25 protein-coding genes are annotated in these 25,524 nt (G+C 60.7%); 15 read left to right on the top strand and 10 right to left on the bottom strand.

Annotated elements, in window-relative coordinates; all coding sequences use genetic code 11:
• Positions 1 to 24: 24 nt before the first annotated feature.
• The gene (ligB, locus tag NAV33_RS05730; RefSeq protein WP_255977801.1) at positions 25 to 1,695 is read right to left on the bottom strand and encodes an NAD-dependent DNA ligase LigB; all 1,671 of its coding nucleotides are present in this window, start codon (positions 1,693 to 1,695) and stop codon (positions 25 to 27) included.
• A 290-nt stretch (positions 1,696 to 1,985) separates the two neighbouring features.
• Here ligB and NAV33_RS05725 point away from each other — a divergent pair, with 290 nt between their 5' ends.
• Both NAV33_RS05725 and NAV33_RS05720 read left to right on the top strand, forming a co-directional pair.
• Complete coding sequence (locus tag NAV33_RS05725) at positions 1,986 to 2,915, top strand: ABC transporter ATP-binding protein (RefSeq protein ID WP_255977799.1); 930 nt, start codon at positions 1,986 to 1,988, stop codon at positions 2,913 to 2,915.
• Positions 2,912 to 3,673 carry an ABC transporter permease gene (locus NAV33_RS05720; protein WP_255977797.1) on the top strand — a complete coding sequence of 254 codons (762 nt, stop codon included), beginning with the start codon at positions 2,912 to 2,914 and terminating at the stop codon, positions 3,671 to 3,673. Before NAV33_RS05725 ends, NAV33_RS05720 begins: the two co-directional genes overlap by 4 nt.
• A gap of 64 nt (positions 3,674 to 3,737) precedes the next feature.
• On the opposite strand, the gene NAV33_RS05715 is transcribed toward NAV33_RS05720, so the two are convergent.
• From NAV33_RS05715 to NAV33_RS05690, 6 genes are all read right to left on the bottom strand, one after another.
• Positions 3,738 to 4,376, bottom strand: a complete 639-nt coding sequence (locus NAV33_RS05715; RefSeq protein WP_255977795.1) for a DUF2931 family protein — start codon at positions 4,374 to 4,376, stop codon at positions 3,738 to 3,740.
• Entirely contained in the window at positions 4,373 to 6,286 is a 1,914-nt protein-coding gene (locus tag NAV33_RS05710; protein ID WP_255977793.1) for a phospholipase effector Tle1 domain-containing protein, read from the bottom strand. The genes NAV33_RS05715 and NAV33_RS05710 overlap by 4 nt, the downstream gene beginning before the upstream one ends.
• Positions 6,287 to 6,479: 193 nt before the next feature.
• Positions 6,480 to 7,670 carry a methionine adenosyltransferase gene (metK, locus tag NAV33_RS05705; RefSeq protein ID WP_255977791.1) on the bottom strand — a complete coding sequence of 397 codons (1,191 nt, stop codon included), beginning with the start codon at positions 7,668 to 7,670 and terminating at the stop codon, positions 6,480 to 6,482.
• Between the two features lie 14 nt (positions 7,671 to 7,684).
• Complete coding sequence (locus NAV33_RS05700; RefSeq protein WP_255977789.1) at positions 7,685 to 8,686, bottom strand: ArsR/SmtB family transcription factor; 1,002 nt, start codon at positions 8,684 to 8,686, stop codon at positions 7,685 to 7,687.
• Between the two features lie 82 nt (positions 8,687 to 8,768).
• Positions 8,769 to 9,371, bottom strand: coding sequence for a LysE family translocator (locus tag NAV33_RS05695; protein ID WP_255977787.1), 603 nt, complete (start codon positions 9,369 to 9,371; stop codon positions 8,769 to 8,771).
• On the bottom strand, positions 9,368 to 10,264 hold the full coding sequence (locus tag NAV33_RS05690; protein ID WP_255977785.1) for a TauD/TfdA family dioxygenase: 897 nt from the start codon (positions 10,262 to 10,264) through the stop codon (positions 9,368 to 9,370). The genes NAV33_RS05695 and NAV33_RS05690 overlap by 4 nt, the downstream gene beginning before the upstream one ends.
• 167 nt (positions 10,265 to 10,431) lie before the next feature.
• Between NAV33_RS05690 and NAV33_RS05685 the strand changes: the two genes are divergently transcribed.
• From NAV33_RS05685 to fba, 7 genes are all read left to right on the top strand, one after another.
• On the top strand, positions 10,432 to 11,352 hold the full coding sequence (locus NAV33_RS05685; RefSeq protein WP_255977783.1) for a LysR substrate-binding domain-containing protein: 921 nt from the start codon (positions 10,432 to 10,434) through the stop codon (positions 11,350 to 11,352).
• A gap of 106 nt (positions 11,353 to 11,458) precedes the next feature.
• The gene (tkt, locus tag NAV33_RS05680) at positions 11,459 to 13,456 is read left to right on the top strand and encodes a transketolase (protein WP_255977781.1); all 1,998 of its coding nucleotides are present in this window, start codon (positions 11,459 to 11,461) and stop codon (positions 13,454 to 13,456) included.
• A 141-nt stretch (positions 13,457 to 13,597) separates the two neighbouring features.
• A complete protein-coding gene (epd, locus tag NAV33_RS05675) occupies positions 13,598 to 14,641 on the top strand; it encodes an erythrose-4-phosphate dehydrogenase (protein WP_255977780.1) in 1,044 nt (347 codons plus the stop codon).
• A 46-nt stretch (positions 14,642 to 14,687) separates the two neighbouring features.
• Entirely contained in the window at positions 14,688 to 15,851 is a 1,164-nt protein-coding gene (locus tag NAV33_RS05670) for a phosphoglycerate kinase (RefSeq protein ID WP_255977778.1), read from the top strand.
• Between the two features lie 113 nt (positions 15,852 to 15,964).
• Positions 15,965 to 16,159 (top strand): hypothetical protein, encoded by a 195-nt coding sequence (locus NAV33_RS05665; RefSeq protein ID WP_255977776.1) that lies wholly within the window; start codon positions 15,965 to 15,967, stop codon positions 16,157 to 16,159.
• A gap of 27 nt (positions 16,160 to 16,186) precedes the next feature.
• On the top strand, positions 16,187 to 16,519 hold the full coding sequence (locus NAV33_RS05660; RefSeq protein WP_255977774.1) for an MliC family protein: 333 nt from the start codon (positions 16,187 to 16,189) through the stop codon (positions 16,517 to 16,519).
• A gap of 183 nt (positions 16,520 to 16,702) precedes the next feature.
• Positions 16,703 to 17,767, top strand: coding sequence for a class II fructose-bisphosphate aldolase (gene fba, locus NAV33_RS05655; RefSeq protein WP_255977772.1), 1,065 nt, complete (start codon positions 16,703 to 16,705; stop codon positions 17,765 to 17,767).
• Positions 17,768 to 17,869: 102 nt separating this feature from the next.
• Here fba and NAV33_RS05650 read toward each other — a convergent pair whose 3' ends face one another.
• Positions 17,870 to 18,247, bottom strand: a complete 378-nt coding sequence (locus NAV33_RS05650; RefSeq protein ID WP_255977770.1) for a response regulator — start codon at positions 18,245 to 18,247, stop codon at positions 17,870 to 17,872.
• Positions 18,248 to 18,464: 217 nt separating this feature from the next.
• On the opposite strand from NAV33_RS05650, the gene NAV33_RS05645 reads away from it, so the two are divergent.
• The 5 genes from NAV33_RS05645 (at position 18,465) to NAV33_RS05625 (ending at position 21,155) form a co-directional block, all read left to right on the top strand.
• Positions 18,465 to 19,085: a class I SAM-dependent methyltransferase gene (locus tag NAV33_RS05645; protein WP_255977768.1), complete on the top strand. Its 621-nt coding sequence runs from the start codon at positions 18,465 to 18,467 to the stop codon at positions 19,083 to 19,085.
• Between the two features lie 204 nt (positions 19,086 to 19,289).
• A complete protein-coding gene (locus tag NAV33_RS05640; protein ID WP_255977766.1) occupies positions 19,290 to 19,568 on the top strand; it encodes a DUF3509 domain-containing protein in 279 nt (92 codons plus the stop codon).
• A gap of 130 nt (positions 19,569 to 19,698) precedes the next feature.
• Entirely contained in the window at positions 19,699 to 20,172 is a 474-nt protein-coding gene (locus NAV33_RS05635) for a hemerythrin domain-containing protein (protein WP_255977764.1), read from the top strand.
• 319 nt (positions 20,173 to 20,491) lie between these two features.
• The gene (locus NAV33_RS05630; protein ID WP_255977762.1) at positions 20,492 to 20,911 is read left to right on the top strand and encodes a hypothetical protein; all 420 of its coding nucleotides are present in this window, start codon (positions 20,492 to 20,494) and stop codon (positions 20,909 to 20,911) included.
• Between the two features lie 58 nt (positions 20,912 to 20,969).
• Positions 20,970 to 21,155, top strand: a complete 186-nt coding sequence (locus tag NAV33_RS05625) for a hypothetical protein (protein ID WP_255977760.1) — start codon at positions 20,970 to 20,972, stop codon at positions 21,153 to 21,155.
• Positions 21,156 to 21,206: 51 nt separating this feature from the next.
• Here NAV33_RS05625 and NAV33_RS05620 read toward each other — a convergent pair whose 3' ends face one another.
• Positions 21,207 to 22,391 (bottom strand): NAD(P)/FAD-dependent oxidoreductase, encoded by a 1,185-nt coding sequence (locus NAV33_RS05620; RefSeq protein ID WP_255977758.1) that lies wholly within the window; start codon positions 22,389 to 22,391, stop codon positions 21,207 to 21,209.
• A 161-nt stretch (positions 22,392 to 22,552) separates the two neighbouring features.
• On the opposite strand from NAV33_RS05620, the gene NAV33_RS05615 reads away from it, so the two are divergent.
• A complete protein-coding gene (locus NAV33_RS05615) occupies positions 22,553 to 23,311 on the top strand; it encodes a substrate-binding periplasmic protein (RefSeq protein WP_255977756.1) in 759 nt (252 codons plus the stop codon).
• Here the strand turns inward: NAV33_RS05615 and yccS are convergent.
• Complete coding sequence (gene yccS / locus NAV33_RS05610) at positions 23,302 to 25,485, bottom strand: YccS family putative transporter (protein ID WP_255977754.1); 2,184 nt, start codon at positions 25,483 to 25,485, stop codon at positions 23,302 to 23,304. The genes NAV33_RS05615 and yccS overlap by 10 nt on opposite strands.
• Between the last annotated feature and the right edge of the window lie 39 nt (positions 25,486 to 25,524).

The following is a 25,524-nucleotide window of genomic DNA, read 5'->3' as shown; positions in this document are numbered from 1 at the left end:
CTGGACTGAATCGCCTAAGTGCCCTCAGAACCCGGCGATCCGTGCGGTGCGCAGCTGCTGGCGCAGCTTCAGCACTTCTGGCGCCGAAAAGAACGCCCGCAGTTGTCGCGCACGCGTGGCGCCGATACCCGGTTCGGCCTGCCATTGCGCCACGCTTCTTGCAGCCAGGGTGTCCCAATTCGCGTCGATTTCCGCATCGCCGCTCGGCGGCAGTCCGATTGCTCGCAGCCAGGCGCCAAATGGGCGCTCGTGAGCCAGCCGATAGCTGGTTACCAGGGTCTCGGCGCTGGTCTGGCCGAAGCCTGGGATTTGCTGCAGGCGGGCTTCGTCGAGGTGCAGCCAGTCGAGCAATCCTGTTACTGCTCCCGCTTCGACCAATTCCCGCCAGGTGCCGGGGCCGAGGTTCGGCAGGTCCAGCCCGTGCTTGCTGCTCAACCAAGTGAGCCGCGCAATAAACTGCTGGTTGCAGCCGTTATCAGGATGCCAGCAGCTCTGCGAATGGTAGTTGGCGGGGTTTGGGACCTTAATATTCAGGCGCTGCTGAGCGCGCCAGACGACGGTATCCAATCGCGGAATCGTCAGGCCGGCGAGAGTGATCGCGACCTGATCGCCAGGCCGGATATCCTGTGCCTTCCATGTTTCAAGTGATCCGAGACTAACGCGGGCGATGCGGCGGTCGTCTAGTTGCACCGGGTCAAGCTGGAGGATTGGCGTAATCCGGCCGCTTCGGCCGATGTTGAATTGCACCTGGCGAACCTGCGCCAAGGCGGTGCGCAGCGGATATTTCCAGGCGGCCGCCCAGTGTGGCGGCTGGGCTTGCCAGCGCGTGCCGTCCGGGCGCCGGCCCTGGCGCAGTACCACGCCATCACTGGCGAAGGGCAGAGGATGGCGATACCAGTGGTCGCGCCAGTGTTCGGCTTGTTGAATGCTGGCAATAGGCTGGGTCAGCTCAACGCTTGCGTCGAAGCCCAGTGCGGCCAGGCCATTTAGGCGCGCCTGCATGCCCGCCGGGCCATTGGGCCAATCCCAAACGAACAGACCGATCTGCGCCGCGGTTATGTCATCCAACGCTTGGCGTGCCATGGCCCCGGCGACCTTGCCGCGCGCGCCGACACCACCCGCTTCCGCCTGAACATGTGCGTCCAGACGCCAGTAAAGCTCACCCTGCAGGACTAGTTCATCGCCGCTCGCCAGTTGCTGCGGTATCGCCGGCAGTTGTCTGGCCCGCTCGGTCCAGTCCTGACCGTGATTACCATCGCCGCGGCTGACAGCCTGGAGCAGATGTCCGTTCCGGTAGTGCAACGTCACTGCGACGCCATCGACTTTTGGCTGGATCCACAGATCTTCGCGGGGCTCGATCCAGGCGCGCACCGCCGTCGCATCGGCAAGTTTGGCGAGCCCGGTCTGTGCGATCGGATGTGCAACAGGCCCGGCGGTGCCGGCCAGCGGATCCGCAGCGTTCGAGACGACTGTCGGGAAGCACGCTTGCCATTGCCGGAGTCGTTGTCGCGACTGGTCATAGATTTCATCGTCGACCAGCGAGACGCCACCGCGGTGGTAGGCGTCGTCCCAGCCGGCCAGTTGCCGCTCGAGTCCGGCTATTTCTTCGGTGGCTCGATTGTCGGGCCACTCAGGGCAGTCGGCCAGGCTGGCGGAGGAAATGACACAGAAAACTAACGCGATCAAACGTTGCATGAGAGCATCCTTGCTCGTTGGAGACGCTGCATTCTGACTCGCTGTACAGGTGACGGCCGTGCGCTAGCGCATGTTGAGCCGTTTCCGTTGAGTATTTCAGCCGGCAGTGCCACGGAATGAACCATGACGGCGCGTAACGGCCAGAAGCGATAGCGTTCAGCAGCACGTCCCAGCGCAAGGCTAGTCAGCTTGCAAAAATGCCTACAACCATGGCCAGTAGCGCAACATGACGGGCCTCATCTCGACCAAGCAACTACAATCGCGCATCCATAGTCCGGAGAGACCTCCCCGTGCAATCTGTGATCTCCATCGAACAGCTGAGCAAGACCTACGCGTCCGGGCATCCGGCGCTCAAACAGATCGACCTGCAGATCCGCAAGGGCGAAATCTTCGCCCTGCTTGGGCCCAACGGTGCTGGCAAGACCACGCTGATCAGTATCGTTTGTGGCATCGTCAACCCAGGCAGCGGACGGGTTCTGGTTGACGGCTTCGACATCATCGGCGACTACCGCGAGGCCCGCTCGAAGATCGGCCTGGTGCCGCAGGAGCTATTTAACGAAGGCTTCGAAAGCGTCTGGGCAACGGTGCGCTTCTCTCGCGGACTGTTCGGCAAGGCGCCGAACGATGCCTACCTGGAGAAATTGCTGCGCGATCTCTCTCTTTGGGACAAGAAGAGCGCGCGCATCATCGAGCTATCGGGGGGCATGAAGCGCCGGGTAATGATCGCCAAGGCCCTGTCTCACGAGCCGTCGATTCTGTTTCTCGACGAGCCCACGGCCGGCGTCGACGTCGAACTGCGCCGCGACATGTGGGAAATGGTGCGCGGCCTGCGCGAGCGCGGCGTAACCATCATCCTTACCACCCACTACATCGAAGAGGCCGAGGAAATGGCTGACCGTATTGGGGTGATCAGCAAGGGCGAAATCATCCTGGTAGAGGACAAGAAAGCGCTGATGCACAAGCTCGGCAAGAAGCAGCTGACCTTGCATCTGCAGCGGCCGTTGGTGGAAATTCCAGCAGAACTGGCCGGTTATCCGCTGGAACTAGGCGATGGTGGCAATCAACTGATCTTCACGTTCGATGCTCAGCACGAGGACACCGGCATCGCCGACCTGCTCAAACGACTGGCTGAGCACGGCATCGATTTCAAGGACTTGCAATCGAGTCAGAGTTCACTGGAGGAAATTTTCGTCAGCTTGGTAAAAGGCAGCCGCACATGAATCTCCATGCAATCCGAGCTATCTACCTGTTCGAACTGGCGCGCACCTGGCGCACACTGCTGCAAAGCATCGCTACTCCGGTTATTTCCACATCGCTGTACTTCGTGGTGTTCGGCTCGGCCATTGGTTCGCGTATGGAGGCCATGCATGGCATTCCGTATGGCGCCTTCATCATTCCCGGTCTGATCATGATGGCGCTGCTCACCGAGAGTATTTCCAACGCCTCGTTCGGCATCTATATGCCGCGCTACTCTGGCACCATCTACGAGGTGCTGTCAGCGCCAGTTTCCTATCTAGAGATCGTTATTGGCTATGTCGGCGCGGCGGCGACCAAGTCACTGGTCCTCGGCGTTGTGATTCTGCTGACGGCGCGGTTGTTTGTTGACTATGAGATTCAACATCCGCTGATGATGACGCTGTTCCTGGTGCTCACCGCGGTGACCTTCTGTTTGTTCGGTTTCATCATTGGCATCTGGGCCGATGGTTGGGAGAAGTTGCAGATCGTGCCGTCGCTGATCGTCATGCCGCTGGCCTTTCTCGGCGGCAGCTTCTACTCCATCGAAATGCTGCCGCCGCTGTGGCAGAAGGTCACCCTGTTCAACCCGGTTGTGTATTTGATCAGCGGCTTCCGCTGGAGCTTCTATGGCGTCTCTGACGTCAATGTCGGGATCAGCCTGGCGATGACGCTGGGCTTTTTGGTGCTGTGCCTGGGCCTTATCTGGTGGATATTCAAGACGGGCTATCGGCTTAAGAACTGAGCCTTGCCAATCGAGACGCCTTCCAGATGGGCGTCTCGCTATCGCACGAGCGGGTTGCTAAGGATCACCAAGAGCCGTACGGGATGCCGTGTTTTTCGATATAGGCTTTGGAGGTGTCTGAGAGGAAGTAATACGCGCCGTCGGATTGCCCGCCATATGGCCCTTTTGGCTCGATTTCGGCCTGGCCGCGCAGAACCTCGATGGGGCCGCCGCAGGTGCTCATGACCCAGCCCCTGACCACGCCACCAGGGGCGAGTCCCAGCGTCAGGGCATGACGGTATTCGCTGGTGCGGCAGGGTGGGTCGAGTCTTTCCATCATTAGCCGTCGGGCACGCTCGGGGATTTCCAGCGTTACCCGGTAGGTTTGTGGCTCAGCGAGCGACTGCCAGCGGACGTAGATGCGCCTGGGTAGACCAGCGCCGGGGACGTGGCGGCCTGCGCCCCATCCGAAGCGCTCGCCCCAGCCTGCGGCATCGCCCTTGCCCTCTGGCGGGGTTCGTACCGCAACAATGCCGCTGCCGACATGGTGAAAGTATTGTCCGCGGGTGTCCTCCACGTTAGCCGTTTCTACCCAGACCTCCATATAGTCTGGAGCGAGAAAGCCAAGGCGCCAGTAGGGGTAGGGCAGGTTGCCGGCGTACTGTTCGGGATTGGCGCATCCGGAGAGCAGGAAAAACAGCAGACCGAGCAGTACCGATTTCATCGCTTCGCTCCTAAGCTATCGTCGTGGTGTGCCCGGCCATTCTCGGCCGGGGCATTGATGAAAACCACATCCCATTGGCTACCGCCCGGTCCGATTGCGGCGTTCCAATTGGACGAGAGGTGGATATAGCGATGGCGCAGCAGGCGTTCCTCTTCCTCATTCAGCGACCCGCTGCCACTTGTCGCCCATGCCAGTAGCTTGTCATTGATGGACCAAAGCTCCTCAGGAAGCGCTAAGGAAGGATCTTTTTCCTGAATGGGATTAAAGGGTGTGCCAGCCTCTATGGCCAGTGCGTGCATCACTCGCAGATGCACACGAGACAGATGCCCATACATCGTCCGTTCCAAATAGGGTGCAGCCATCACGAACTTCATCGCATCGGTGCGGCTTTGGCTGAATGCCGGGAAATGTTCCCAGACATCGGCTTCCAGGCGGGCGGCGCGGTCCTGCGGATCAATCAGGTCGGCCTGGTGGGCAAGGGCGGTGTCCTGCTGTGCCTGCTGATAGGCGACAGTGTGCAGCGGGTTGGTCTCCCGGCTGACCCAGTTACGGCGAGGCCGAGAGAGATAGAGTCGTTCCACGGCTTGGGGGAGGTATCCGCCACCCAGATCGGAGTGGGCGCCGGGCAGGACGATTTCGCGATGCGGTGGGGAAACCCTGTTGAGAGAGAAGTTTTGGCGATGCTCGTCACGAGCCACCAGATGCACGACCTGGCGGGCCGCATCGGGCGCCAGATAAAGGTCGATGCCACCGTTTATGGCATCGCTTGGGTCGGCCCAGTCATCCCAGCCGCCGATTGCCGCGACGGTATCGAACAGGCCGATGAAGTTAATGGTGACGTCGCGGCGCCAATCGAATCTTGGTCCAGAAGCTAATCTCCCCTGACGGTGCAGCGCACCTAATGGACCCTGGGTGCGCTGCAATACCTGATTGGCGAAATGCCGAGCGGCCGCCGCGCCCCGACTGAAGCCGAAGATGTCCATTTCCAAGGCTCCGATCACCGAGCCCGGGTTCGCCTGCTGGAATGTATCCAGCGCCTGTGAAATGAGCGAGAAACCTTCGTTGACCTTGGCCAACACGCCCGTGTCACCCCGGCCAAGCATTAGTCCGGGAAACGGCGTGTCCGTCTCGCCGGTCGTTGTGCCGATCCCAGTCACATAGGCACGGAGGGCTGCCTGATTTGCCCCTGCGGCTAATGGCTGACCGGAATCGTCCCGATACAGGTCATATAGTCGCCATATATTGCTGACATCGTTCCCGTAGCTGCTGTCCGGATCGAGATGGTGGACCTCGCAGCGCTGCACGATGGCCTGCGCCTCCTCTTCACCAATACCGAGCGTTGAAGCACGGCATTGGGCGCCGATAGCACTATTGCTGGCGTTGTTGCCGGTGCCGTCGAAGAACACGCCGATGCGCAGGGTGACGGCCTGGCGGCTGTCGAGTTCTTCCTCTTCCTCCTCTTCCTCCAGGCCATGCAGGGCATCATTGTCTGCTTGCTCCAGTGCTCGGGCCTGGCTGGGGGCCGGTTGCTGCGGAAGTGGCGAGTGCGGCGAGGTGGACGTATCGAAGGCCTGGGCTTGCACCGCTGGTTGGAGGCTAAGGGACGCAGGTGGCGTAAAGGGTGCCGGAGTCGATGTGCTGCCGATAACAACACTCCCCGAACCGCCGATGATCACGTTGCCATGATCGCCGAGGCTGCCAAGCGTGGCGGCGGGTTTGCCATTGATCAGCACGTTGGCGATGAGGTTGCTCGCCAACATGCTGCCGCAACCGGTCGAGTCGCCCTGGCGAGCAGCGGACAGGCCATCGAAGAGCACATCGGGTGATCCGGTAGCGATGGGGTTGTTGCCGTGCCCGGTCTTCGGACAGGCAGTCGGATCGCTGAGGCGTGCGGCGGGTTTGCCAGACATGACCAATCTCCTTATCGGTATGCGAGCCGGCACCTTGCCGCAAGGCAATAGCGAGCGCAAACGGCGCTCCGTTTTTTATGGGCTGGTTCGCAGGCTCTGAGCAGTTACGCGAGAACTTGCACAGCACAAAAAAGCCCCGCGCAGCACATGACTGGCGGGGCTTTCTTGCAGCTCTCAGCTTGCCGCTGAGTTTTTACAGCCCGGCAGCCGCGCGCAAGGCGTCGGCCTTGTCGGTCTTTTCCCAGGTGAAGGCGGTGAAGGTGTCGTTACCGACCGTCATTTCATAGGGATCGCGACCGAAGTGGCCGTAAGCTGCGGTCGCCTGGTACATCGGGTGCAACAGGTCGAGCATGGTAGTGATCGCGTATGGGCGCAGATCGAAATGCTCGCGGACCAGCGCGACGATCTTCTCGTCGCTGAGCTTGCCGGTGCCGAAGGTGTTGATCGAGATCGAAGTCGGCTGCGCCACGCCAATGGCGTAGGAGACCTGGATTTCGCAACGCTCGGCCAGGCCTGCGGCAACGATGTTCTTGGCCACGTAGCGACCGGCGTAGGCCGCCGAACGATCGACCTTGGACGGATCCTTGCCGGAGAACGCGCCGCCGCCATGGCGGGCCATGCCGCCGTAGGTGTCGACGATGATCTTGCGTCCGGTCAGGCCGCAGTCGCCCACCGGGCCGCCGATAATGAACTGGCCGGTCGGGTTGATGTGGAACTGGGTGTCCTTATGCAGCAGTTCGGCCGGGATCACATGCTTGACGATCAGCTCCATCACGCCTTCACGCAGGTCGGCGTATTTCACGTCCGGGCTGTGCTGGGTGGAGAGCACGATGGCGTCGATGCCGACTACCTTGCCGCCTTCGTAACGGCAGGTGACCTGTGATTTCGCGTCAGGGCGCAGCCACGGCAGCAGGCCGGATTTGCGCGCTTCGGCCTGGCGCTCGACCAGTGCGTGAGAGAAGCGGATCGGCGCGGGCATCAGCACGTCGGTCTCGTTGCTGGCGTAGCCGAACATCAAGCCCTGGTCGCCTGCGCCCTGGTCTTCCGGCTTGGCGCGGTCGACGCCCTGGTTGATGTCGGGGGACTGCTTGCCGATGATGTTCAATACGCCGCAAGTGGCGCCGTCGAAGCCAACGTCCGAGCTGTCGTAGCCGATATCGAGGATGACCTTGCGGACCAGTTCTTCAAGATCGACCCATGCAGTGGTAGTGACTTCGCCGGCGATGATCGCCACGCCGGTCTTGACCAGGGTTTCGCAGGCCACACGGGCGTGTTTGTCCTCGGCAATGATGGCGTCCAGCACCGCATCGGAAATCTGGTCGGCGATCTTGTCCGGGTGCCCTTCGGACACGGACTCGGAGGTGAAAACAGAATATTCGCTCATCTAACGGTTTCCTATTACCGGTGGGTGAGTCGGCTATCAGCGGATGGCCGGGAAAAGTACCTGGCCTGGATCTGAAAACCGTTCTTCAAGCCAATGTAGAGGCTCTCGCCGGGCGTGAGCCCCGCGGCATCGGCCCAACGGGCCAGATCTTCCTGTTCGAAGCCCAACCATAGGTCGCCGCAGGCCTCCTTGGCCCACCCCTGGTTGTGGCTGCACAGCTCGGTGATCAGCAGGCTGCCGCCCGCGTTCACCAGCCGCGCCAGTTGCTTCATCGCTTCACCCGGCGCTGCCAGATGATGCAGAACCATGTTCAGAACCACGCAATCTGCTACAGGGCATTCGTCCTGTAGCGCATCGGCAAGTTTCAACTCGACGTTGTCCAGTGCCTCCTGTTCGCAACGCGCGCGAGCCAACTCCAACATCGCCGGGCTGTTGTCGATGGCCACCACTCGCGCGAAGCGACGCGCCAGCTCGGGCAGAAAGCTGCCATCACCCGGGCCGACTTCGAGCGCCGTCGCGCCGGGCGCGAAGCTCAGCGCATCGAGTAACGCCACCACGCTATCGCGGTAGTGCGGCAGACCGGCAATCAGGTCCTGACGTGCCTGGAAGCTGTCGGCCATGCGCGCGAAGAAACCCTCGCTGGCGGCACTGCGTTGGGCATGCACCGCGGCGATCCGCGCCTGAACATCGACCGGCAGCGCAAGTTGGTCGAGTTCTTCGAGTAGCGCGGCGTGCAGCGTACCGCCGAGGCTGTCGCCTTGCGGTAGAGCGCGGCGATAAAAGATTGCATTGCCCTCGCGCCGAGTCGCCAGTAGCCCAGCCTGGGTCAGCACCTTGAGGTGGTGACTGATGCCGGATTGGCCGGTGGCGAAGATTTGCGCCAGTTCGAGCACGCCGAACGAATCGCTGGCCAACGCCCGCAATACGTTCAGGCGCAGCGCGTCGCCGCCGGCCTTGCACAGGGCGGCGAGCTGGTCGCTGTCGTCGAATGAAATCTGGGGGATGCGCAAGCTCATAGGCCGCGCAGTCTAGTCGGTGGTTTTTCGTCCAGCAATGGCTGTATCAAAAAGTTTTGATATTGGCTCGGGCCGGGGGAAGTCAATTCACCAGGCTGGTAACCCCCATTCCACAGGAGACCAGTCCGAGGCCCAGCAGGAAAAAGCTTGGCAACAGATCGAGTACTCGCTGCAGCCTCTCGTGGCTGGACAGGTGCCGCGATAACAAGCTGTAGGCGATCAGGATCGATACATCGACCAGCGCCCAGATGGCAATCAATGCCAAAGCCTGTGGAGCGAAGGGCTGCGCCGGAAGGATAAAGCCCGGTAGAAACGCGAGGAAGAACAGGATGTCCTTGGGGTTGGACAGGCCCACCGCCATGGCGCGCCAGAAATAGTGGGCTTCTGACCGAGGCAGGTTCGTATTTCCTTCTCCTCCGCCACACAGGCCGTCGGCACCGAGCCAGATCAGGTAGAGCCCACCGAGCACTTGGCCCCATTCGAGAATGACCGGCTCCAGGTCGAGTGCCAGGTAGATCAGTACCAGCGCGGCGACCAGCAGGAGCTGTGCGGAGATTACGCCGCCGAGAATGGTCCAGGCAGGCCAGCTGCGCCGAGCATCGGCAATGACCAGTGCGACGACCGGACCGGGGGAGGCGATCAGTAAGGCGACCGCGGCGGCAAAGGCGAGGTAGGTAGCATTCATAGTTCGGTTACCAGTTCGAATATGCGCGACTGTTTGCCCAGTTTTTCGGTGTAATAACGCAGGTTGCAGCTGGCGAAGGTGCGCTGCATCCAGCGGTCGCTGCCATCGAAGCGGGCGGTGAAGGGACTGCGCGCGTGCGCAGTACGGCGGTTGTCGATGATCAGCAGGTCGCCACGGGTGAGCCTGACCGGTTCAACCGCTTCCCAGGCGATGGCTCGCAGCTTGTCCAGTGCGCTTTGCGCGCGGTCGCTGTAGGCGATCATGAACTGCGGATCGAAACGAAAGAAGGGTGCGTCGGGGTCCCCGTACAGCACGGTTTGGTGCTTGTTGATATCGATGCGCTGGTTCTTTTCGGTCGCGCCGTAATCGGAGAGAAAGTTGTACGGTTCGTTGAGGAAGAATGCCTGCTGCTCATGGTCCAGGCAGTCGAGGATGCGATCGACCGAGGCGATATAGGTGATCGCCTCCGCCGCAGGATCCTGGCGCAGGCAGAGCAACAGTAAATAGTCTGGCTGGATCGAATGAAAGGCGTTCTCGGTGTGCAGGTCCAGCTCGGTATCGAAGCTGTCGGACGTGGCAGCGCGAGATTGTGTCTGTTGCGGGAAGCAGTTGTTGACGATACAGCCGCTGGATTCCTGTACATAGCCGATCGGCTCCCCAAGCAGAGCGGTCGCTTGCAGCAGCAGCCGTTCGCTGCTGTCGTCAGGCTTGTGCATGTCGGCGCGCGAGGCGGGGGTTGGCGGTATTTCACCTATCGAGGCGTCTTCCAGCAACAGAAAACCCTGCTTGTTGCCGAACAGTTTGAAGTTCAGGATCTGCGCCATCTGTTCCTGACTCAGACCTCCATTGCTGACGCTGGCGGACAAAAGCTGGTCAAAGTCGCGATTGGACATGTCATCCTTCCCTGAGCATTTTTTTAGAGGCACATGCCTCTTTCTTGTGTCGATGCCATCGCAGTGCTGGCTCGGTTGCTGGCGCAGTATTGGTGGGGTTCGGAGGGTTGCAAAATGGAAAAAACGGCCGTCTTTGATGAGTTTTACTCATGCTGGAGCGAGGTAGCATGACGCTGCGGATGCCACCGCTGTACGCGCTGCGTGCCTTCGAGGTCGCCGCACGTTTCGGCTCGTTCACTCAGGCTGCCGAGAGCCTCTGCATTACCCAGAGTGCAATCAGCCGGCACGTGAAAACCCTGGAAGAAAACCTTGGCTGCCAGCTCTTCGAGCGGCGCGGCTCCAAGCTGGCGCTGACCGACACAGGACGTATGCTGGCGCAGGAGCTCAAGGTGGGCTTTCGAACCATCGAGAATGCCTGCATCTCGGTCAATCGCCAGCAGAACGCACTTAGGCTGAAAGCACCTTCGACGTTGACCATGCGCTGGTTGCTGGGCCAGCTGGAAAATTTCCAGCTGGCCCACCCGCAAAACCGGGTGCAGCTCACCAGCGCCTGGATGGATCTGGATGCGGTGGACTTTCACAACGAGCCGTTCGATTGCGCGATTCTGCTCGGGCACGGCGGATTTCCAGCCGATTGGAACCGCGTGAAGCTGTTCGACGAGTGGCTGGTGCCCGTGTGTTCACCAGATATTTTCGGTGACGGGCGTTGGACCCCGGAGCATTTGGCCAGCGCCGAGCTTATCCACCCATCCCGCGATTGCCGCGATTGGCGGCGCTGGCTGCAGCGGGTCGGACTCATCGATGCGATTGCCTGGCAGCAGGGCAAGCTGTTCGACACACTGGAACTTGGCATTTCCGCTGCGGCCCAGGGCCATGGCGTTTCCATCGGTGATCTGGCATTGGTCGGCACCGAGCTGCACAAGGGCACGCTGGTGCTGCCATTTGAACAGGCGGTGCGCTCCGGCGACAGCTACTACCTGGTCTGGCCGGCGTCCGGCGAAACCCCGAGTACGCTCACTCGGATGAAGGATTACCTGCTGCAGCGTCTACCGGATATCGGCAGCCGTGGCGTAAGCCTGCTCGACTAAGCGGGTCGGAGCGGCAGATCGCCACGTTATTCAGTCATTGCCCCGCCACCCGTGGTAGGGGAAAATGGCGGCCTTTTTCTTCGTACACCCCCGCAGGAGATCAGCGATGCCCAGCCGTCGTGAGCGAGCCAATGCCATCCGCGCCCTCAGCATGGATGCCGTGCAGAAAGCCAACAGCGGCCACCCGGGTGCCCCGATGGGCATGGCGGACATCGCCGAAGTACTCTGGCGCGACCACCTCAAGCACAGCCCGACCAACCCGCTGTGGGCCGACCGTGACCGCTTCGTGCTGTCCAACGGCCACGGCTCGATGTTGATCTACTCGCTGCTGCATCTGACCGGCTATGACCTGTCCATTGACGATCTGAAAAACTTCCGCCAGCTGCACAGCAAGACCCCGGGCCATCCGGAGTTCGGTTATACCGCAGGCGTCGAAACCACTACCGGCCCGCTGGGACAAGGGCTGGCCAATGCCGTTGGCTTCGCACTGGCGGAAAAGATCATGGCGGCGCAGTTCAATCGTCCGGGCCATGAGATCGTCAACCACAACACCTATGTGTTCATGGGTGATGGCTGCCTGATGGAAGGTATTTCCCACGAAGTTTGCTCGCTTGCCGGCACTCTGGGCTTGAACAAGCTGATCGCGTTTTACGACGACAACGGGATTTCGATCGATGGCGAAGTGCACGGCTGGTTTACCGATGACACCCCGCGTCGCTTCGAGGCCTATGGCTGGCAGGTGATCCGCAATGTCAACGGCCACGACGCGGATGAAATCCAGATCGCCCTCGACACTGCGCGCAAGAGCGATCAGCCGACACTGATCTGCTGCAAAACCATCATCGGCTTTGGCTCGCCGAACAAGCAGGGCAAGGAAGAATCCCACGGTGCCGCCCTCGGTGACGCTGAAATCGCGCTGACTCGTGAAGCGCTGGGCTGGGCTCATGGCCCGTTTGAAATCCCGGCCGACATCTACGCCGAGTGGGACGCCAAGCAGAAGGGTGCTGACGCCGAAAACGAGTGGAACAAGCGCTTCTCTGCGTACGAGGCCGAATTCCCGGCACTGGCTTCCGAGTTCAAGCGCCGCATGGCGGGTGAACTGCCAGAAGATTTCGCCGAGAAAGCCTCTGACTTCATCCGCGAAGTGGCGACCAAGGGCGAAACCATAGCCAGCCGCAAAGCCAGCCAGAATTGCCTGAATGCCTTCGGTCCGCTGTTGCCGGAACTGCTCGGCGGCTCCGCTGATCTGGCCGGGTCCAACCTGACGCTATGGAAGGGCTGCAAGCCGGTGGTCGCCGAGGATGCTTCGGGCAACTACATGTACTACGGCGTGCGCGAGTTCGGCATGAGCGCGATCATGAACGGCGTTGCCCTGCACGGCGGCCTGATCCCCTACGGCGCGACCTTCCTGATGTTCATGGAATACGCACGCAACGCGGTGCGGATGTCCGCGTTGATGAAGCAGCGCGTGCTCTACGTCTTCACCCACGATTCCATCGGCCTCGGTGAAGACGGTCCGACGCACCAGCCGATCGAGCAACTGACTGCCCTGCGCAGTACGCCGAATCTGGATACTTGGCGTCCGGCCGATACCGTCGAGTCGGCCGTGGCCTGGAAGCATGCCGTCGAGCGCAAGGACGGTCCGAGTGCGCTGATCTTCTCGCGGCAAAACCTGCCGTATCACATCCGCGACAACGAGACCGAAGCCTCGATTTCCAAAGGCGGCTATGTCCTCAAGAACTGCGTGGGTGAGCCGGAACTGATCCTTATCGCTACCGGTTCGGAAGTCAGTCTGGCCGTGCAGGCCTATGACAAGTTGACCGCGCAGGGCCGCAACGTGCGTGTGGTTTCCATGCCTTGCACCAGTGTGTTCGACGCCCAGGATGCCGCGTACAAACAGGCCGTGCTGCCGGTTGAAGTCGGCGCGCGGATTGCCGTCGAAGCGGCGCATGCTGATTATTGGTACAAGTACGTCGGTCTCGACGGCCGGATCATCGGCATGACCACCTACGGCGAGTCGGCCCCGGCGGGCCAGCTGTTCGAGCATTTCGGCTTCACCGTCGACAACATCCTTGCGGTGGCTGAGGAGCTGCTTGAGGACTGATCGCGACGATTCGGTGGATGGCTTCGGTCATCCACCCTACGTAGCTGCCGAATGTAGGAGCGAGCTTGCTCGCGAACACGCGCCCAGCCGTTCGCGGAAGGACGAGGCGTCCCCCTCGCTCCTACATAACCAGGACGCACCATGCCCAATCGATCCTATCGCATCGCCCTCAACGGCTACGGCCGTATCGGTCGCTGCGTATTGCGCGCCTTTTACGAGCGTAACGCGGCGTTCGACTTCGAAATCGTTGCCCTCAACGATTTGGCCGACATGGCCAGCCTCGAATACCTCACCCGCTTCGACTCCACTCATGGCCGTTTCCCTGGCGAAGTCAGGGTCGAGGGCGATTGTCTGCACCTCAACGGTCATTGCGTGAAGGTGCTGCGCGAATCGACACCGGAGGGCATCGACTGGCGCGCGCTGGGTGTGGACCTGGTGCTGGAGTGTTCCGGCGTCTACAACACCCGTGCCGGTGGTCAGCGCTTCATTGACGCCGGCGCGCCGCGGGTACTGTTCTCGCAGCCGATGTCCGGCGCTGCGGATGTCGATGCGACCGTGGTGATGGGTATCAACCATGGCCAGCTAAGCGGTGCCGAGCAGCTGGTTTCCAACGCTTCCTGCACCACCAACTGCGGTGTGCCATTGCTCAAGCTGCTCAATGACGCGGTTGGCCTCGACTACGTATCCATCACCACCATTCACTCGGCGATGAACGATCAGCCGGTGATCGACGCCTACCACCACGACGATCTGCGCCGCACGCGCTCGGCCTTCCAGTCAGTGATTCCAGTGTCGACCGGCCTGGCGCGCGGCATCGAACGGCTGCTGCCGGAACTCTCGGGGCGGATTCAGGCCAAAGCGGTGCGGGTGCCTACGGTGAACGTGTCTTGCCTGGATATCACGCTGCAGACATCCCGCGATACCGATGCGCAGACAATCAACCGGATACTGCGTGAAGCCGCTGAAGGCGGGCCTCTGAAGGGTTTGCTCGCGTATACCGAGCTGCCCCATGCCAGCTGCGATTTCAACCACGATCCGCATTCAGCGATCGTCGATGGCAGCCTTACGCGAGTTTCTGGGCCGCGGCTGGTGAATCTGCTGGCTTGGTTCGATAACGAATGGGGCTTCGCCAACCGCATGCTCGACGTGGCCGAACACTATCTGCGAGTTGCCCACCGCGCTTAGCCGGACGCACCAACGAATCGCCGTTCTTGAACTTAAGGAAGATCACATGACCGTTTTGAAGATGACCGACCTCGACCTCCAGGGGAAGCGCGTGTTGATTCGCGAGGATCTCAACGTGCCGGTAAAGGATGGCGCAGTAAAAAGCGATGCACGCATCCTGGCGTCCCTGCCAACCATCAAACTGGCGCTGGAGAAGGGCGCCGCGGTGCTTGTCTGCTCGCACCTTGGGCGTCCGGAAGAGGGCGTCTACAGCGAGGAAGACAGTCTCAAGCCGGTCGCCGATTACCTGTCCAAGGCGCTGAATCGCGAGGTTCCGCTGGTCAAGGATTACCTCGAAGGAGTGCCGGTGCAGGCTGGTGAGCTGGTGCTGCTGGAGAACGTGCGATTCAACAAGGGCGAAAAGAAGAACACCGACGAACTGGCGCAGAAATATGCCGCGCTGTGCGACGTCTTCGTCATGGACGCCTTCGGTACCGCGCATCGCGCCCAGGGTTCGACCCATGGTGTGGCCAAGTTCGCCAAGATTGCCTGTGCCGGCCCGCTGTTGGCCGCCGAGCTCGATGCGCTGGGCAAGGCGCTGAAGAGCCCGGCCAAGCCGATGGCGGCTATCGTCGCCGGCTCCAAGGTATCGACCAAGCTGGACGTGCTGAACAGCCTGAGCCAGGTTTGCGATCAGTTGATCGTAGGCGGGGGCATCGCCAATACCTTCCTCGCCGCCGCCGGTTTTCCGGTCGGCAAGTCGCTGTATGAAGCTGATCTTGTCGATACCGCCAAGGCCATCGCCGCCAAGGTTAGCGTGCCTCTGCCGGTTGACGTGGTGGTGGCCAAGGCCTTTGCCGAGGACGCCGAGGCCACGGTAAAAGCCGTTGCCGATGTGTCCGACGACGACATGATTCTCGACATCGGCCCGCAGACCGCTGCCAATTTTGCCGATCTGCTGAAGTCCTCGAAGACCATCCTCTGGAACGGTCCGGTCGGCGTGTTCGAATTCGATCAGTTCGGCAACGGCACCAAGGTACTGGCCCAGGCGATCGCAGAAAGCCCTGCGTTCTCCATTGCCGGTGGTGGCGACACCTTGGCTGCTATCGACAAGTATGGTGTCGGCGAGCAGATCTCCTATATTTCTACCGGTGGTGGCGCCTTTCTCGAATTCGTCGAGGGGAAGGTGCTTCCGGCGGTAGAAGTCTTAGAGCAGCGCGCGGCGCAGTAATTGTCTGCACCGGGCGGGCTCGGTTGTTCTTGCGCAACAAGCGCAACGGTTAAGGCAACCCCTGGGGTTTGGTGCTGTCTCTGTTCTGTCCCAATAAGGAATGGAGACTCACCATGCGTTACGCAGCTATAGCTGTTTGCTGTATTGGACTGGCCGGTTGTGCCGGGGGCGCGCCGGACTCGCTCTGCGAAGTGATCGACCCGCCGCCAGCTGAAAGCCCGACCGCGCAGAACGACCAGCGCATTGAAATGCAAAGCACTGGCGACCCAACCGCTGGAACCGCCGCTGACGCTCAGGAATGCCCCTGACCCGACGCAGCCAAGCAAGGAGAAGCGATGAAAGGCCTGTCCATCCTGTTTGCCGCGCTGCTGCTCAGCGGCTGCGGTCATTGGCAATCCGGTCCCGATGCACCCTTTGTACGTTGGAAATGCCAAAGCCAGCAGGACATCGCCTGGCGCTATGCTGATGAAAGTCGCCAGGCGGTGGACCTGAAAATCGGCAATAGCGAACAGGTACATACGTTGCGTAAGGAACCTGCCACCCGTGGTGCTTTCTATAGCGACGGCGTTGTGGCTTTTCACAACAAGGGTAGTGGGGCGCTGGTCTTCCAGGTGGCCGACGATAAGTTGCTGGCCCATGGCTGCAGCGCTTCGTTGATCACCATTTAATGACTCGGCGGTCCATGCCTGCGGATCGGTACTTGGCGAATTTGCAGCGTTTTTGCCAGAGCTGATGGCTTTTGGCCCGTCCGCCTCTACAATGCCACGCCATATCGCGCGGTGCTTGAACACCGCCAGCCCCTGCGGCAGGCTCTACATGATTAATCGACCCTAACCGGGAGAAAGGAAAACATGGCACTCATCAGCATGCGCCAGATGCTCGACCACGCCGCCGAATTCGGCTACGGCGTGCCGGCCTTCAACGTGAACAACCTCGAGCAGATGCGAGCCATCATGGAAGCGGCCGACAAGACCGACTCCCCGGTGATCGTCCAGGCTTCGGCCGGAGCTCGCAAATATGCCGGCGCGCCGTTCCTGCGCCATCTGATCCTCGCCGCGGTGGAAGAATTTCCACACATCCCTGTGGTCATGCATCAGGATCACGGCACCAGCCCGGACATTTGCCAGCGCTCGATCCAGCTGGGCTTCAGCTCCGTGATGATGGACGGCTCGCTTAAGGAAGACGGCAAGACGCCGTCCGATTACGAATACAACGTTCGTGTCACCCAGCAGACCGTTGCCTTCGCCCACGCCTGTGGCGTATCGGTGGAAGGTGAGCTGGGTTGCCTGGGTAGCCTGGAAACCGGCATGGCCGGTGAAGAAGACGGCGTCGGCGCCGAAGGCACGCTGGATCACAGTCAGCTACTGACCGATCCTGAAGAGGCAGCCGACTTCGTCGCCAAGACCAAGGTCGACGCGCTAGCGATCGCTATCGGCACCAGCCACGGTGCCTACAAATTCACGAAGCCGCCAACCGGCGACACCTTGTCGATCCAGCGCATCAAGGAAATCCATAAGCGCATTCCCGACACCCATCTGGTGATGCACGGCTCTTCCTCGGTCCCGCAGGAGTGGCTGAAAATCATCAACGAGTACGGTGGTGACATCAAGGAAACCTACGGTGTGCCGGTCGAGGAAATTGTCGAGGGCATCAAGTACGGCGTGCGCAAGGTCAACATCGACACGGACCTGCGCCTGGCGTCCACCGGTGCGATTCGCGAGTTCATGGCGAAGAACCCCAGCGAGTTCGACCCGCGCAAGTACTTGGCCAAGACCGTAACCGCCATGCGCGACATCTGCATTGCGCGTTACGAAGCCTTCGGCACTGCCGGCAATGCCTCGAAGATCAAGCCGATCTCGCTGGAGGCTATGTTCGAACGCTATGCGCGCGGCGAGTTGGACCCCAAGGTCAACTGAGCCCCACCCTGAACAACGAGCCCGCCCTGTGCGGGCTCGTTGCGTTATTGGGGGTTAGTTGGGATTAGAAACTTCCGGTCTTGCTGTGATTAATAGCGAGACTCAGGCCAGCAGCTGCTGAATCTGGCAGCGTAGGGTATCCAGTGAAAAAGGTTTGGCGAGGATCGGGGCGGAGCGAGCAATGGCGCTTCCGGACTCTTGGATCTCGATCGGGTATCCGCTGATGAAGATAACTTTCAGCTCTGGCCGCAACCTCAGCGCCGGCTCGGCGATCATCACCCCGGAAACGCCACCGGGCAATCTGAAGTCGGTCACCAGCAAATCGAGCTGCGGCTTGGTCGCCAATATTTCAAAAGCCTGAGCGGAGCCCGACGCTTCCAGAACTTTATAGCCTTCGCCGGCCAGATAGTCAGATAAGAGGCAGAGAATATGGGGCTCGTCCTCAACGAGCAGAACGACTTTGGCAGGTGCTTGGCTCATCGGAGCGATTCTCGATGTTTTTTGTGAACGTATTGCGTCGGTCCGGCAATACTTGGCTCAGGGACAGCACTTGGAGCGTTGTGGCGCTTTGCAAGTTCAGGGAAGCGCGGCCATCCGTCAATCGCTTATTGGTATTAGCTGTCTTAGCGGCTCGCACCCGCGTTGGCAATTGTGTCCAGTCCGGCTAGGCTCGGGCTGTTAAATCCGGGAGCCAACCATGCCTGACGAAAACGCCCGCGCCATCGCCGACCTGACCCTGGACGACTACCGCAACAATGCCGAGGCGTTCCGCGACGGCACTCGCGATCATGATGTCAGCCAGAATATCGATGCATTGCTGCGGCACATTCGCGGCGAGCCTCCATTCCGGGTTCTCGATCTGGGCTGTGGTCCCGGGCGCGATCTCAAGGCATTCACCGCGCGCGGCCATATCGCCGTTGGACTGGATGGTGCAGAGCCTTTCGTGCGCATGGCGAGCGCCGAGACCGGCTGCGAGGTGCTGCATCAGGATTTTCTGCAGTTGGATCTGCCAGCCGAAGCGTTCGACGGTATCTTCGCCAACGCAGTGCTGTTCCATCTTCCCAGTCGTGAAATCGCTGCGGTGCTGCTGAAGCTGCATGCCGCGCTTCGCCCTGGTGGTGTGCTGTTCAGCTCCAATCCTCGTGGCAACAATCAGGAAGGCTGGAGCGGTGCACGCTACGGTACCTGGTATGACTGGCCGACTTGGTGCGGGTTGCTACAGTCGGTCGGGTTCGCTGAACTCGAGCATTATTACAGGCCGACAGGTTTGCCCCGCGAGCAGCAACCCTGGCTCGCCAGTGTCTGGCGAAAGACGTGAGCTACAGGACAACAGTAGGCAGCGGTTGTTTCGTCAGGCAGAGCAGAATGCAAGCCGAAAGCGGCACCGTCATGCGTTTTGCATGTGTACAAAACGCTATTATGTGACGCAAGTCACTGTTTTTTAGGATTTTAATTTGTTGCTTCGGTTGGCATGAAGGGTGCTCTACCCCTGAGTGCTGGAACATAACCGGAGTACACAATAATGATCGTTGCTGAAAAAATTCTCGCTGCCGCGTTTCCTGAGTTTGAAGTAGTCACCACTGCTCGTCCGGATGGCGGGCTTCTGTTGACCCTGCGCAACGATGATCGGGACATCATCAAGCGTGCCTTATCCAAAGGACAAACCCAGACCAACGTTCAGCTGGAATGGGTTATCAGCTCGGTCCGCCGCGACCTGGCCTTAGAGGCCGGCATGTCGCCCGCTATTGCGCGGTTGCAGAGCCAGAGCCGCACCGGACTGCCGACGTATCAGTACGCCTGAGGTCGAACGGCAGGTGTGCTGCTGCAAACCTGTCGACCTCCAGACGCTGCGCGATGGCACAGACGATCCGACCGGGCCAAAAGAGCCTGGATGCTTCGCAAAACCTGATGAAAAGCCGTGAGGAATCCGCATGAACGCTATTGACCTGTTGATTGACGATCACGAGAAAGTGAAGGACATACTGACGCGCCTGACTGAAAGCACCGAGCGCGCTGTCAAGACCCGTACCGAATTGCTGCAGAAGCTGGAAATGGAAGTCACTATCCACACCCAGCTCGAGGAGCAGATTCTTTATCCCGCTTATAAAGAAGCGGGTGGTAAGGAAGAGGTGAAGATGTACCACGAGGCCAAGGAAGAACACCGTGCGGTGGACTCCCTGGTATTGCCCGACCTCAAAGCCACTGACCCTGCGAGCCTGGAATTTTCCGGTCGCGCGAAGGTGTGCAAGGAGCTGCTCGAGCATCACATCGAGGAGGAGGAGTCGGAAATGTTCCCCAAGGCACGCGAGCTGTTCGATCAGGCGCGGCTGGAAGAAATGGGCCAGCAGATGGTAGAGCTGAGGGATCGACTGAAGAAAGAGTTCACCACCCGTCAGGCTGCCTGATCATCCGAGCCGGGGCGCAACGCCCCGGCATCGCTGGCACGAAACGCTAAGTCCACGTTCCGCAATCCCTCCGTTTTTTTCCTGCAAATTGATCGACGTTCGTTCGCCTGGCATCAGTTTCGATCCGCTTAACTCCAAAGGTTTCCACAGAGCGCAGCGCCGAGGCATCGCCGTGCCGGGCTCGGCACCGTTGAGCGGTCGGCAGGGTTCGGTCCCAACCTCCTGGGCACTCTCTGCGCAGGACAGGGTCAATTTCGAGAGGATTTCAATATCCGCTTTTGCCGATGTCACCGTCGGCTCCACTACTGGAGGTTTACCCATGCGTCTTGCTTATCTATCCGCCCCTGTCCTCGGTCTGCTGCTGGTCGGTTGCGGCCCGGATGAAGACCCTGAACGAGAGGTAACACCACCGCAGCCCACCACCGAACAGCCTGCAGCACCATCGACCGGTATGCCGCCGTCCGATACTGGCACTGGCACTGGCACTGGCACTGGCACTGGCACTGGCACTGGCACTGGCACTGGCGCCGGTACAGGCGCCGGTACAGGCGCAGGCCCAGGCACCACGGGCACCGGTACTGGCGCGGGTGTCGAGTCAGGCAGCGGCACCGGAATGGGCACGGGTGCTACAGGCGACATGAACACAGCGCCGGCTGACAACGGCAGCGGCATGGGCACCGAATCGGGTGCCGGCACCGCGCCCAACACCACGGGCAGCGGCACGGGTGCCTCGCAGTAATTTACTGGCACGCTGGGCGCCTCACGCAATTCACGAAGCGCCCTCGCAGGAGAACAGCATGAAATCAGTTTTTATAGCCGTCGCCGCGCTGCCCCTTTCACTGTTGCTAGCTGCTTGCTCGCCCGACGACGAGCCGTCAGCGCTGGATAACACCAGTGAAAATCAGCAGGAGTACCAGAACACTGCGACCGACCCGGCTGGACCTCGCGAGATTTCGCCACCGTCGAATCGTACCAACGAATAGAGCTTGAATATGGCTAAGCCGGCCTTACCTGCGTGCAACCGATAGAGGCTGCTAGACGTATTGCGCCGCGGCGTAGCCGGACGCCCAGGCCCACTGGAAATTGAAACCGCCTAGGTGTCCGGTGACATCCAGCACTTCGCCGACAAAATACAATCCCGGCGCCTTCTGCGATTCCATGGTCTTCGACGACACCTCACGCGTGTCCACCCCGCCCAGCGTCACTTCCGCGGTGCGATAGCCTTCGGTTCCCGCCGGGACCAGCCGCCAATTACCTAGCTTTTGCGCCACCTCTTCAAGTTCATCCGGGCTGTATTGCTTAAGCGGTCTGGACGTGAACCAGTGTTCGGCAAGCAGCCCTGCCATCTTGCGTGTGAACAGCTCACCGAGGAGCGTCTTCAGCTCGGTATTGGGCCGTTCGTGTCGTTGCTCATTCAGCCATTCAACGAGGCTCAGGTGCGGCAACAAATTGATCTCGATGGCATCACCAGGCTGCCAGTACGAGGAAACCTGGAGGATCGCTGGACCAGAGAGCCCGCGATGGGTAAACAGGATGTTTTCGCGGAAGCTCTGGCCGTTGCAGCTCACCAGGCAGTCCTCCACCGACGTGCCGGATAGCTCCTCGCACATCCCCTTGAGCTGCGGCTCGGTGATGGTAAAGGGCACCAGGCCGGCACGCGTCGGCAGCACCGTGTGGCCGAACTGGCGCGCAATCTGGTAGCCGAAACCGCTGGCCCCAAGGGTTGGGATCGATAAACCGCCCGTTGCGACCACCAATGACTGACAGATGATTTCGCCAGTGCTGGCAAGCAGCAAATAACCGTCTTCGGATCGTTCGACCGATTGCATCACGGTGTTCAGGCGCAGGTCGACACCGGCCTGCTGGCATTCATCCAGCAGCATGCCGAGGATGTCGCTGGCCTTGTTGTCGCAAAATAGCTGGCCGAGTTTTTTTTCGTGATACGGAACGCCGTGGCGGGTGACCATCTCGATGAAATCCCACTGGGTATAGCGGGCCAGTGCGGATTTGCAGAAATGCGGATTGGCGGAAAGGAAATTTCCGGGCTCGGTGTACATGTTGGTGAAGTTGCAGCGCCCGCCGCCAGACATGAGGATCTTCTTGCCGGCCTTGTTGGCATGGTCGAGCAGCAGAACCCGGCGACCTCTCGCTGCGGCCGTGAAGGCGCACATCAAGCCGGCTGCACCTGCGCCTATCACCACTACATCTGTCCGCACCACCGCGCACCTCGTTCTGAAAACGCGGCATGTTACTCCGCCGGCCAAACGCGTGCAGGGTTGGCTGATAGCAAACATAGATATGGGCACCGTGACTCGGCCCGTTTTGTGCTTTTCTGAATCTAACTGGCGCTTAGCCATGGATCGGAGCGGAACAAAACCTTGTGAGATGGATACGTTTTTTCCTACTGCTGACGCCTCTTTTGATCAGCATCCCGTCAGGCGCGCAGGTGCTGCGCCTGGCTGGCAACGCATGGCCGCCCTATACGGATCAGCGCTTGCCCGCGGGTGGGTTGTCAGTAGAACTAATCAGCACGGCACTTGGTCGAGCGGGTTACCAAGTGTCCTATGTCGAGGTGCCTTGGGCGCGAGCTGTGCTGGGCTTAAAACTCGGTCATTACGACATGATCAATGGTTGGCCCAACGCTCATCATGCGGCCTATGCCCGTTACACGCGGCCGTTTCTGAGCAACCGCATGCGTTGGGTTCAGCGGCGCGATAGCGGTATCGTTTATCGTGGTTTGGAAAGCCTTGCTCCTTATCGAATTGCCCTTATTCGTGGTTACGCCTATAGCGAAGCGCTGCAAAATGATGCTCGGCTCAACAAGGGCTACGCCTCCAACTTCGTTCAGGCTGCCAGAATGCTCGTTGCCGGACGAATCGACCTGACGCGGGAAGATGAGCGCACGGCGCAGTTTCATTTCGCCAGGGAGCTCAAGGATCGGCACGATGCCTATCGATTCGTGCCGGGAGAATTCAGCCTGAGTAATCTCTCGCTCGTGGTACGCAATGACCATCCGCAACAGGCTGCGATCATCGCCGCGTTCGATCGCGAGATCGCCGCGATGTTCAAGGACGGCACCTATGCCGAGATATTTCGCCGCCACGGGCTACCAGCGCCCGAGTCGCTGCCTCAGCCCTGAGGCTGTACCTGGCGAATCAAGTGGCTGACCATGCTGCGCAGCGGTGCCAACTGGCGGCAGATCAAGCCCAGCTGCGTCTGCAACAAGCGGTGGCTGTCATCCAGGTCTTCGGACGCCTGCTCGAGCTGCTGCGCGAGGGCTTCTTCCTCTTCGCTGTAAACGGCCACGGATTGATTGTTCTTCAGCGCCGTCGCCAGTTCGTCGAGGCTGATCGCCAGTTTTTGTGCGGCGGTTTCGAGCATCTCGTCGCGGGCGTCGTGCGGCAGGCTTTCGCGATGCGCGCCCAGGCCCGAGAGGTAGTTGAGCAGGGTGTGAGAAAGAATCAGGAAGCGAAAGCCGGTCTCGGCATCCTTGCGGAAATGTCCCGGCTCCAGAAGCATGTTCGACAATGTGGTGGAAAGCGCCGCATCGGCATTGTGGGCGTTGCGTCGGGCCAGCCGGTAAGCCAGGTCGTCGCGTTTGCCGCTCTCGTACTGATGCATGATCTGACGCAGGTAGTCGGCGCTGCGGCTGAGGGTGTTGGCAACCATTTGATTGAGGCGGCGGCCCTGCCAGTCGGGAAGGATCAGAAAAACCGCGGCAGCGGCGATCAGGCTACCCAGCAGGGTATCGACCAAGCGCGGCCATATCAGCCCATATCCGTCACCAACCTGATTGAAACAGAACAGCACCAACAGCGTGATCGCCGCGGTCGCCAAGGTGTAGCGGCTGCTGCGGGTGGCGAAGAACACCACGCCGGCGACCACGGCGAACAACGCCTGCATCTGCTGGCTCGGGAACAGGTCGAACAGCGCCCAGCCCGCTATCAGGCCGAGCGCGGTACCAGTCACTCGCTGCACCAGCTTGATCCGCGTCGCGCCGTAATTCGGCTGGCAGACGAAGACGGTCGTCAGCAGTACCCAATAGCCCTGTTCCGGGTGGATCGCGTGCAGTACGGCATAACCGCAGATCAGCGCCAGACTCATGCGCAGGGCGTGGCGAAACAGCAGCGAGGTCGGCGTCAGCTGCAGGCGGATACGGTTTACGGCGTCGCGCAGCGATTGCGGCTGGCGATCCAACAAACTGCTGTCTTGCTCGCCTTCCAGCGCATCGGGGTTGCTGGCACTGGCGAGCTGGCGTTGCATCGTCGATAAATTGCCCGACAAGGCACGCAACGACCGCAACAGGCCGCGCCAGGCGGGGTTGCTCTGCAGGCGCAAGTGGTCGAGCGAGGCTTCCAGGTCCGCCAGCGCCTGGGCATTGGCTTCGCTGTAGCGGAAGGGCTGGCGCAGTTGAATCGCGTTGGCCAGCTCGGCACAGGCCACGCCCTGCAGCCGCAGCAGCCGCCCGCAGCGGAACAGCACATCGCTGTGGAAGAACGCTTCGGCTAGCGCTTGATAGGGGTAATGCGAGGAGCTGACGCGCTCGTGCAGGTCTTGGGCGAGGAAATAGAGCTTGAGGTAATGGCTGATTTTCACGCCCGGACGTCCATTGCCGAGGCGGTGCAGAAGCGTTTCTTTGGTAGCGTTCAGTGCGCTGACCACCTGGCAGTTCTGCTGCGCCAACTGCAGCCGGCGCTCTTCCACGTCGAGCTGGCGCAACGGCTCGAACAAAGCCGCCTTGAGCTTGAAGTACTGACCCAGTTCGCGATACAGGCGGGCCAGACTCTGCTGCACCGGCTGGTGCGCGAACAGTGCATTCCACAGCACCGAAAGCAGCCCGTACCAGGTCGCGCCAGCGAGCAGCAGCAAGGGGTCACGCCACGGGTAGAGTGCCGCACCGCCGCGTTGGTCGGCAGCGATCATGCTGTAGATAGAGAGAATCAGCGTGGCCTGGGCGATGGTGGCATAGCGTTCGCCTAACGCACCGAGCATCACCAGGGCGAACGCGGCGCCGGCCAGGCCGAAGGCGAACAGCAGCGGGTAGGGAAACAGCAGTTGCACCGAGGCGGCTGCGACGCTGAAACACAAAAGGGTGACCAGCAACGCCGAAAGCCGGCCGAGCCAGCTGTCGTCGGTCTCCGCCAGGGCGCTGGCAATCACACCGAGAAACAGCGGGATCGCCATCGAAGGCTGCTCAAGAGACCAGCTCAGGCCCATGCTGCCGGCCAGCGCGATCAACACGCGCAGGCTGTAGCCGAACTTCTCCAGTGCCCAAAGACGGCGCAGGGATTGGCTGATCGATGGTGAACGCATACGGCAGTCGGCCTGGCTGTAAAGGGAGTTGGACGCCTA

Origin of the sequence: Stutzerimonas stutzeri (assembly GCF_024448715.1) — a bacterium.
GTDB lineage: Bacteria > Pseudomonadota > Gammaproteobacteria > Pseudomonadales > Pseudomonadaceae > Stutzerimonas > Stutzerimonas stutzeri_AR.
This window is presented reverse-complemented; position numbering and strand designations above follow the sequence as displayed.